This is a genomic window from Streptomyces spongiae, from assembly GCF_009377185.1.
Lineage (GTDB): Bacteria > Actinomycetota > Actinomycetes > Streptomycetales > Streptomycetaceae > Streptomyces > Streptomyces spongiae.
On sequence record NZ_VJZC01000534.1, the window covers coordinates 1 to 6920 of the forward strand.

Sequence of the window (6920 nt, forward strand, 5' to 3'; positions counted from 1 at the left end):
GGGCGTGGGGGTGGGCCATGCGCATGCCGTGCATCACCGTCACGGCGTGCGGGGCGTACGGGGCGTGCGGGCGGACGGCTCCGAAGGCGAGGTGCAGCCCGCCCTGTGCGGTCAGCGTCCCGCCCCCGATGCCGAGCAGGGACCGTTCGCGGCCGGCCAGCAGCCGGCCGGCCGCGAAGACCGGCACGAACCCGGCGACCTGCGCCCACACCGGCGGCGCCGTCCCCGTGGCCAGCACGTGTCCCCAGGCGGCGAGCAGCACGCACAGCACGGCGAACACCACCGCGCGCAGGCTCCGTACCGCCGGGGACGCCTTCATGCCGCAGATACTCGCACGCGCCACGGCACCGGGCGCCGCCGCCACCTACCTACGCACGGTCCTCGGCCCCGCGAGGTGCTCCGTCGGAGCGCTGTGTGCAGGGAGTCGCTGCGGCCCACGGATCGGTTCCCGGCCCGGGAAGAGGATCTCGCGCGGTGTCCGGCCTCCCGCCAGGCACCACAGGGCGATGACCGGGTCGCAGATCGCGCATCCCAGCGACGAGGTGTGGAGGAAGGGGATGATCGGGTTGCCCTTGATGTGGTGGACGACGTCCCAGGCGGTGTGCAGCAGCCAGGCGACGCCGATGAAGGTCCACGACTCCAGGCCGCGGTAGGCGACGTACGTGACGACCGCGGTGAAGGCGAACTCCCAGCCGCCCAGGCCGCCGCCGCTGAGGTAGGCGGCGCCCGCTCCGGCGACCATGATCGCGTTGAGGCGGCGCCGGTGCGGTTCGCGGATGAGCGACATCAGCAGGGCGTAGAGGAGGCCGATGACTACGGGCATGGCGTACTGCATGGAAGTGCCGTTTCCTTCAGGGGGTGCGGGAACGTCGGCTCTCACGACCGTATGTCCGTGCCAGCACACCCCCCAGAGGCATTGTCGACAGGTTCCGACGGGTTACCGCCAGGCCGGATGGGCAGCTGTCCGGCGGCGGAGTGCGGCGAGTTTTGCCGGGTCGGCAAAACGGGTCGCGATTCCCCCGGCGCTGCCCGCATGATCGGGAGTCCGGCACAGAGCAGATCCGAGGGATGGGGAGCATCGATGTCACAGCAGGCCCTGGACGTCACACACCGGCTGGTCTCCTCGCCGGCGGGACGGATCCACCTGGTGGAGCAGGGCACGGGCCCGCTGGTGCTGCTCGTGCACGGCTTCCCGGAATCCTGGTACTCATGGCGCCACCAGCTGCCTGCCCTGGCCGAGGCCGGGTACCGCGCGGTCGCCATCGACGTCCGGGGCTACGGCCGTTCCTCCCGGCCCAGTGGGATCGACGCGTACCGGATGCTGGAGCTGGTGGCGGACAACGCGGCGGTGGTGGAGGCCCTGGGCGAGGAGTCCGCGGTGGTCGTCGGCCATGACTGGGGGTCGCCCATCGCCGCCAACTCCGCCCTCATCAGGCCGGACGTCTTCCGTGCGGTGGGGCTGCTCAGCGTTCCCTACGCGCCGCGCGGCGGGCCGAGGCCCACGGAGGCGTTCGGCGCGTTGGGCGGCGAGGACGAGGAGTTCTACATCTCCTACTTCCAGGAACCGGGCCGGGCCGAGCGCGAGATGGAGCCCGATGTGCGCGGCTGGCTCGCGGGCTTCTACGCCGCCCTGTCCTCGGAGGGCATGGCCGCTCCGGACGCGCCCGGCCCGTTCGCCGTCAGCCGGGGCGGGACGCTGCGTGACCGGTTCCCCGCCGGGCTGCCCGCCTGGCTCAGCGAGGACGATCTCGACGTGTACGCCGGGGAGTTCGAGCGCACCGGCATGAGTGGGGCGCTGGCCCGCTACCGCAACGTGGACCGCGACTGGGAGGACCTCGCCGAGTTCGACGGCGCCGCGATCACCCAGCCGTCCCTGTTCGTCGGTGGCAGCCTGGACGGCCCGACCCTCTGGCTGGCCGACGCGATCAAGGCGTACCCGAGCACGCTGCCCGGCCTGCTCTCCTCCCACATCCTCGACGGCTGCGGCCACTGGATCCAGCAGGAGCGCCCCACGGAGACGAACAAGCTCCTGACGGATTGGCTCGCCACGCTGCCGGCCTGAGGCATCCGGCTGCGACGGCGAACGAGCGGGACGTCGGCGCGCGGGACGCGGGCGCGCGGCCACGTCCCGCGCGCCCGCCGATGCCGATAGGGTCGGGCACCGTGGCGGTTCAACTGGTTCAGGTGTGCGTGCTGTTGTGGGCCCGGCCGGGTGCCACCGACGCGCTGATCACCTACGAGGACAAGGTCCTGGCCCTGCTGGGCGACCACGGCGGCCGGGTGCTGCAGCGCGCCCGGACGGACGGCGAGGAGGGCGCCCCGACCGAGGTCCAGCTGATCGAGTTCACCTCGCGGGCCGGGTACGACGGGTTCCTGACCGACGAGCGGCGTACCGCCCTGTCCGCCGAGCGCGACGCGGTCGCCCACACCGACCTGTATCCCGTCGAACTCGTGTAGGCGCAGCCGGTGTCGGCCCCATCGGCACCCTCATCGGCACCCCGATCGGCACCCCCATCGCCGTCCCATCGATGTCCCCTCGCCGTCCCCTCGCCGTCCCCTCGCCGTCCCCTCGCCGTCAGCCGGTCTCGACACGGGCGGCGGGGAGGTTGTCCAGGATCGCCGTGACCGTCTGCTCCGGTGTCTGCTCGCCGGTGTCCAGCCACAGCCCGACACGCGGAGTCCCGGAGCGGAGAGCGCGGTCGAGGGCCTCGACCGTCCAGGCGCCGTACCCGGTCTTCGGGCGCCCGGCCTCCCTGGCCCGCACGGCCGCCGCCGAGGGGGCGAGCACGACGACGTACAGCGGGCGGGTGCGCACCCTGCCGACGTAGTCGCTCAGGTCGTCCCCCAGCACGATGTCCTGGACGACCGCGGTCCAGCCGTGGGCCGCGTACTCGTCGGCCACCAGTGCGGACAGCCGGTACCGCAGCTCCAACTGGGCCCTGGCTTCAGCGGTCTCCTCCGGCAGCGGCTCCTCCCGGCCGGAGACCAGCATCCGCCGGAACGCGTCGCCGGGCACATGGGCGGCCCGTGGAAGCCGTTCGGCCAGGAGACGGGCCACGGTGGACTTCCCCGAGGCCATCACCCCGGTGATCAGAACGACTGCGGAACCAGGTTCGGCGCTCACACGACCCCTTCACTCTCGGGTCCTCACACGCCGGGCCCCGCCTCGCCGTCCCCCCACTCCAGCGGATACGCCTCGGTGTCGCCCGGCACCGGCGCGGAAGGCTCCCCTCCCGCTTCGTTGAAGGCGTCGAGCGCTCCTACGAGGGCACCCCGCTGATCCGGGGAGAGCCGCTCGACGATCGCTTCGACCTCGGTACGGCGCCGGGCCATGACCTCCGCGACGGTGCGCCGCCCCTCGTCGGTGAGCCGCAGCAGGGTCTCGCGGCGGTTGCCGGGGTTGGTCTGCCGTTCGGCGAGCCCGACCGCGATGAGCCGGTCCACCATGCGCATCGCGGTCGACGGCGCCACCTGGAGGTGCTCGGCCAGCGAGACCAGCTTGGTGGCGTCCCCCCTGGAGAGCACGACCAGCATCCGGAACTGAGGGAGCGTCACCCCCTCCTCCACCGCGGACAGCGAACGGGCGGAGATCGCCACCAGCAACCGCGACGCGGTCAGCACGGCCCGCGTCACCGCCTCGACATCATCCACGCCCCGCGCAGGGACCCCAGGTTCCGACATGCCTCCTTTCTACCTCGCCGACACTCCCCGCACCGTCACACGATCGAACCCCTTTGCCGTTCCCTGACCATGACCGTGCGGAGCCACGCGTGACCCCTCAGGACGCCGCCCGGGCGAAGCGAAGTGACGCCGTGACAGCGGTGCGGCCGCGCATCATGCCCAACTGGTTCCAGGCCATGCCGAACTGCTCCCGGTCCACGGTGAACTCCGCCGTCAGCGTGACCGCTTCGGCACTCGCCTCGGCAACGCGCGCGGTGAAGGACTGCGGACGGCTGATACCGCGCACGGTGAGCTGACCGGTGACCTGGACCGCCCCGTCGGCACCGGGCGTCGCGCCGCGCACGACGAAGGTGAGCTCGGGGTGCCGGTCGGCGTCGAAGAAGTCGGCCGACCGCAGGTGCGTGTCGCGCTTGGCGTTCTTGGTGTCCAGGGAGGCGGCCTCCAGCGTGATCGAGCCGGTGGCGGACCCGTCGGCACCCACCTCGCCCTCACCCGTGAGCCCGGTGAAGGTGCCCTTCACGTTGACCAGTCCCCACATCGTCCTGTGCTGGACGCCGACGGTGGAACGGGCGGGGTCGAGCTGCCAGGTCCCGGTTTCGACTGCGACGGTCATGGAGTCCTCCTGAGGGGGGCGGGGCGCATGTGAAACGACGACTCTTCAGTCGTCCAAATTTGGATGACCCCAGGCTAGCCGATGCTCCAAATTTGGACAACAGGTAGACTGGGACATCATGGCCGACTCCTCCGCTCACTCCTCCACCCCCGCCGACCTGCCCGGACGCGACGCGGCAGAAGAGCCCGCCCTGCTGCCCCCCGAACTGCGGGCCTGGATGGGACTGCTCGCCGCGGCGGGCGCGATCGAGCAGCAACTGCGCTCCCGGGTGAAGGAGACACTGGGCGTCTCCCACGACGAGTTCCTGGTGCTGTGCCTGCTCGCCGACGGACCCGCCGACGGCCTGCGCATGACGCAGATCGCCGAGCGCCTCGGCCGCCCCAAGACCCGGCTCACCTACCAGGTCGCCTGCCTCCAGCACGCCGGACTGATCACCCGCAACACCGCGTGCGGCGACCGGCGCGGCATCCAGGTGGCCCTCACGGACAAGGCCCGCCGGCTCCTGCGCGAGGCCTCCTGCTCACTGGCCGAGGCTGTCAGCCGCGCGATCGAGGGCCTGGAGGGGCAGCACGACTGCACGGTGATGCGCGCCCTGCTGCCCGGGGCGGCGAACACCGAGGAGTCCCTCTCCCCTCGCCCCGGAACTGGCCGGAAACGCGCTGCGCCGTGACGTTCCGCACGCGCACACGGGTGGGAGGTTGAGCGGGGAACCACCCAAGCGTCAAGGGGACTTGGCCGACTCGTGGGAGTCGCCGGAATGGGGCACGAGATGAGTCGTACGCCGCACACCGTCACCGTCGCCGAACTCGTCCCCGGAGACCTGCTCGCCCTCTCGCCGCGCGACGCCGATGCGGACCGCTGGTACGCCGTGATGCACACCCTCCCGCTGCGCCCCGACGCGATCCGGGTGACGCTGCGGCCACCGCTCGGCGGCCCCGACCGCGACGAGGTGCTCGACCGGACCCGGACCGTGACCGTCGGCGACCACCGCGTGGACACGGCCGGGATTCCCCTCCTCACCTCCGCCAACCTGAGGGCCGTGGAGTTCGGGGACGGGGACCGCGTCGGCTTCCTGCGGACCGTCGATCCGCACGCGGTCGAGGAGACGTACGTACGACGACGGGGCGACTGGCACCACGAGACGTCCGGCGAACAGCTTTTCTCGGACACGGAGTTGAGGGAGCGGGCGGCTGAGGCGGTCGACCACGTCGTACGGCACCGCCCCCGCCCCGCCCGGCCGGCGACGAGCGGGACCGGCGGACCACGACGGGTGGTCGTCACCGGACTGGGCGCCGTGACCCCGCTCGGTGTCGGGGTGGACGAGCTGTGGACGGGGCTGCTCGAAGGGCGGTGCGGGATACGGGAACTCGACGCGGAGGAGTTCGCCGGTCTGCCCGTACGCATCGCGGGGACCGTACCCGTGGACCCGGCCGCGCTGTTGCCCCGGCCGCAGGCCCGGCGGATGAACCGGGCCGCCCAGTTCGCGGTGCTGGCAGCGCGGGAGGCGTGGCGGGACGCCGGACTCGACCCCGCGGGCACCACCGAGAGCGGACTGGACCCCGAGCGGGTCGGCGTCTCGGCCGGGGCCATCCTCGGCGACGCGTCCGTCCTCGTGGGCGGCGACCGGCGGCTGCGGGAGAAGGGCCCGAGGGCGGTCTCCCCTCTGACCACCCCCATGACCGTTCCCTCGCAGGCCGCGTCCCAGGTGTCGCTCGCGCTGCGGATCACCGGCGAGGCCCGCACGGTGACCAGCGCGTGCGCCTCCGGCACCGAGGCCATCGGGCAGGCCGTCGACCGCATACGGTACGGGCGGATCGACGTGGCCCTCGCCGGCGGGGCCGAGGCCGTGGTCACCCCCGCGATCATGGCGTCCTTCGCGGCCATGCGGGCACTGTCGGCCCACGAGCTCGGGGACGGCGACAGCCCCTCGCGCCCCTTCGCCAAGGACCGCGACGGGTTCGTGAACGGGGAGGGCGCCGGCTTCCTGTTACTGGAGGCCGAGGAGCACGCACGGGCCCGTGGCGCGCGGATCTACTGCGAGGCCGCGGGCTGGGGGCTCTCCGCCGACGCCCACCACATGGCGGCGCCCGATCCGTCCGGCACGGGGGTCGCGCTCGCGCTGCGGCGCGCGCTGGCCGACGCGGGGGCGGAGGCCGCGGACGTCGTGCACGTCAACGCCCACGCCACGGCGACCGCCGACGGCGACCTCGCCGAGGCGCATGCGCTGACGTCCGTGCTCGGCGGCTGCCGGGTGCCGGTCACGGCCCTCAAAGGCCACCTCGGGCATCTTCAGGGCGCGGCGGGCGGGGTCGAGGCCGTCGCCACGGTGCTCACGCTCCGCCACGCGCTGATCCCGCCCACGATCGGCTGCGCCGAGCAGGACTCCGCGATCGAGTTGGACGTGGTGACCAAGGCCCCGCGGGCGCTGCCCGCGCGGGGGGATGTGGCGCTGAGCAACTCGTTCGGGTTCGGGGGACACAACGCGGTGCTCGCGCTGCGGCGTGTGCGGGGGTGAGGGCGTGAGGGGGACGTTGTGGCGTGTGTCCGCGTCCGGGCGCGGGTTCGTCGTGGCTGATCGCGCAGTTCCCCGCGCCCCTGGAAACCATGCCCGCCCCCGAGTCACCAC

8 protein-coding genes and 1 pseudogene are annotated in these 6920 nt (G+C 72.9%); 4 read left to right on the forward strand and 5 right to left on the reverse strand.

The genetic code is table 11. The features are described from left to right. Window positions 1–319: pseudogene (locus FNH08_RS40590) on the reverse strand (hypothetical protein); the annotation flags it as partial. A gap of 45 nt (window positions 320–364) precedes the next feature. Then, window positions 365–835 carry a DUF6010 family protein gene (locus FNH08_RS40595; RefSeq protein WP_228034656.1) on the reverse strand — a complete coding sequence of 157 codons (471 nt, stop codon included), beginning with the start codon at window positions 833–835 and terminating at the stop codon, window positions 365–367. Window positions 836–1081: 246 nt separating this feature from the next. Between FNH08_RS40595 and FNH08_RS40600 the strand changes: the two genes are divergently transcribed. After that, the gene (locus FNH08_RS40600) at window positions 1082–2062 is read left to right on the forward strand and encodes an alpha/beta fold hydrolase (protein ID WP_152776534.1); all 981 of its coding nucleotides are present in this window, start codon (window positions 1082–1084) and stop codon (window positions 2060–2062) included. Between the two features lie 101 nt (window positions 2063–2163). Next, window positions 2164–2457 (forward strand): DUF1330 domain-containing protein, encoded by a 294-nt coding sequence (locus FNH08_RS40605; RefSeq protein WP_322726264.1) that lies wholly within the window; start codon window positions 2164–2166, stop codon window positions 2455–2457. A 118-nt stretch (window positions 2458–2575) separates the two neighbouring features. On the opposite strand, the gene FNH08_RS40610 is transcribed toward FNH08_RS40605, so the two are convergent. From FNH08_RS40610 to FNH08_RS40620, 3 genes are all read right to left on the reverse strand, one after another. After that, the gene (locus FNH08_RS40610) at window positions 2576–3124 is read right to left on the reverse strand and encodes an AAA family ATPase (protein ID WP_322726265.1); all 549 of its coding nucleotides are present in this window, start codon (window positions 3122–3124) and stop codon (window positions 2576–2578) included. A gap of 23 nt (window positions 3125–3147) precedes the next feature. Continuing rightward, entirely contained in the window at window positions 3148–3681 is a 534-nt protein-coding gene (locus FNH08_RS40615) for a MarR family winged helix-turn-helix transcriptional regulator (protein WP_152776536.1), read from the reverse strand. Between the two features lie 97 nt (window positions 3682–3778). Beyond that, window positions 3779–4294, reverse strand: coding sequence for a YceI family protein (locus FNH08_RS40620; RefSeq protein WP_152776537.1), 516 nt, complete (start codon window positions 4292–4294; stop codon window positions 3779–3781). Window positions 4295–4412: 118 nt separating this feature from the next. On the opposite strand from FNH08_RS40620, the gene FNH08_RS40625 reads away from it, so the two are divergent. After that, window positions 4413–4964, forward strand: a complete 552-nt coding sequence (locus FNH08_RS40625; protein WP_152776538.1) for a MarR family winged helix-turn-helix transcriptional regulator — start codon at window positions 4413–4415, stop codon at window positions 4962–4964. Window positions 4965–5063: 99 nt separating this feature from the next. After that, window positions 5064–6809 (forward strand): beta-ketoacyl-[acyl-carrier-protein] synthase family protein, encoded by a 1746-nt coding sequence (locus FNH08_RS40630; protein WP_152776539.1) that lies wholly within the window; start codon window positions 5064–5066, stop codon window positions 6807–6809. Window positions 6810–6920 lie beyond the last annotated feature (111 nt).

What these genes read in the sequence shown, in the direction of transcription:
- FNH08_RS40595 (WP_228034656.1), bottom strand. Translation starts at nt 835, where the DNA reads ATGCAGTACGCCATGCCCGTAGTCATCGGCCTCCTCTACGCCCTGCTG.
- FNH08_RS40600 (WP_152776534.1), top strand. Translation starts at nt 1,082, where the DNA reads ATGTCACAGCAGGCCCTGGACGTCACACACCGGCTGGTCTCCTCGCCG.
- FNH08_RS40615 (WP_152776536.1), bottom strand. Translation starts at nt 3,681, where the DNA reads ATGTCGGAACCTGGGGTCCCTGCGCGGGGCGTGGATGATGTCGAGGCG.
- FNH08_RS40620 (WP_152776537.1), bottom strand. Translation starts at nt 4,294, where the DNA reads ATGACCGTCGCAGTCGAAACCGGGACCTGGCAGCTCGACCCCGCCCGT.
- FNH08_RS40625 (WP_152776538.1), top strand. Translation starts at nt 4,413, where the DNA reads ATGGCCGACTCCTCCGCTCACTCCTCCACCCCCGCCGACCTGCCCGGA.
- FNH08_RS40630 (WP_152776539.1), top strand. Translation starts at nt 5,064, where the DNA reads ATGAGTCGTACGCCGCACACCGTCACCGTCGCCGAACTCGTCCCCGGA.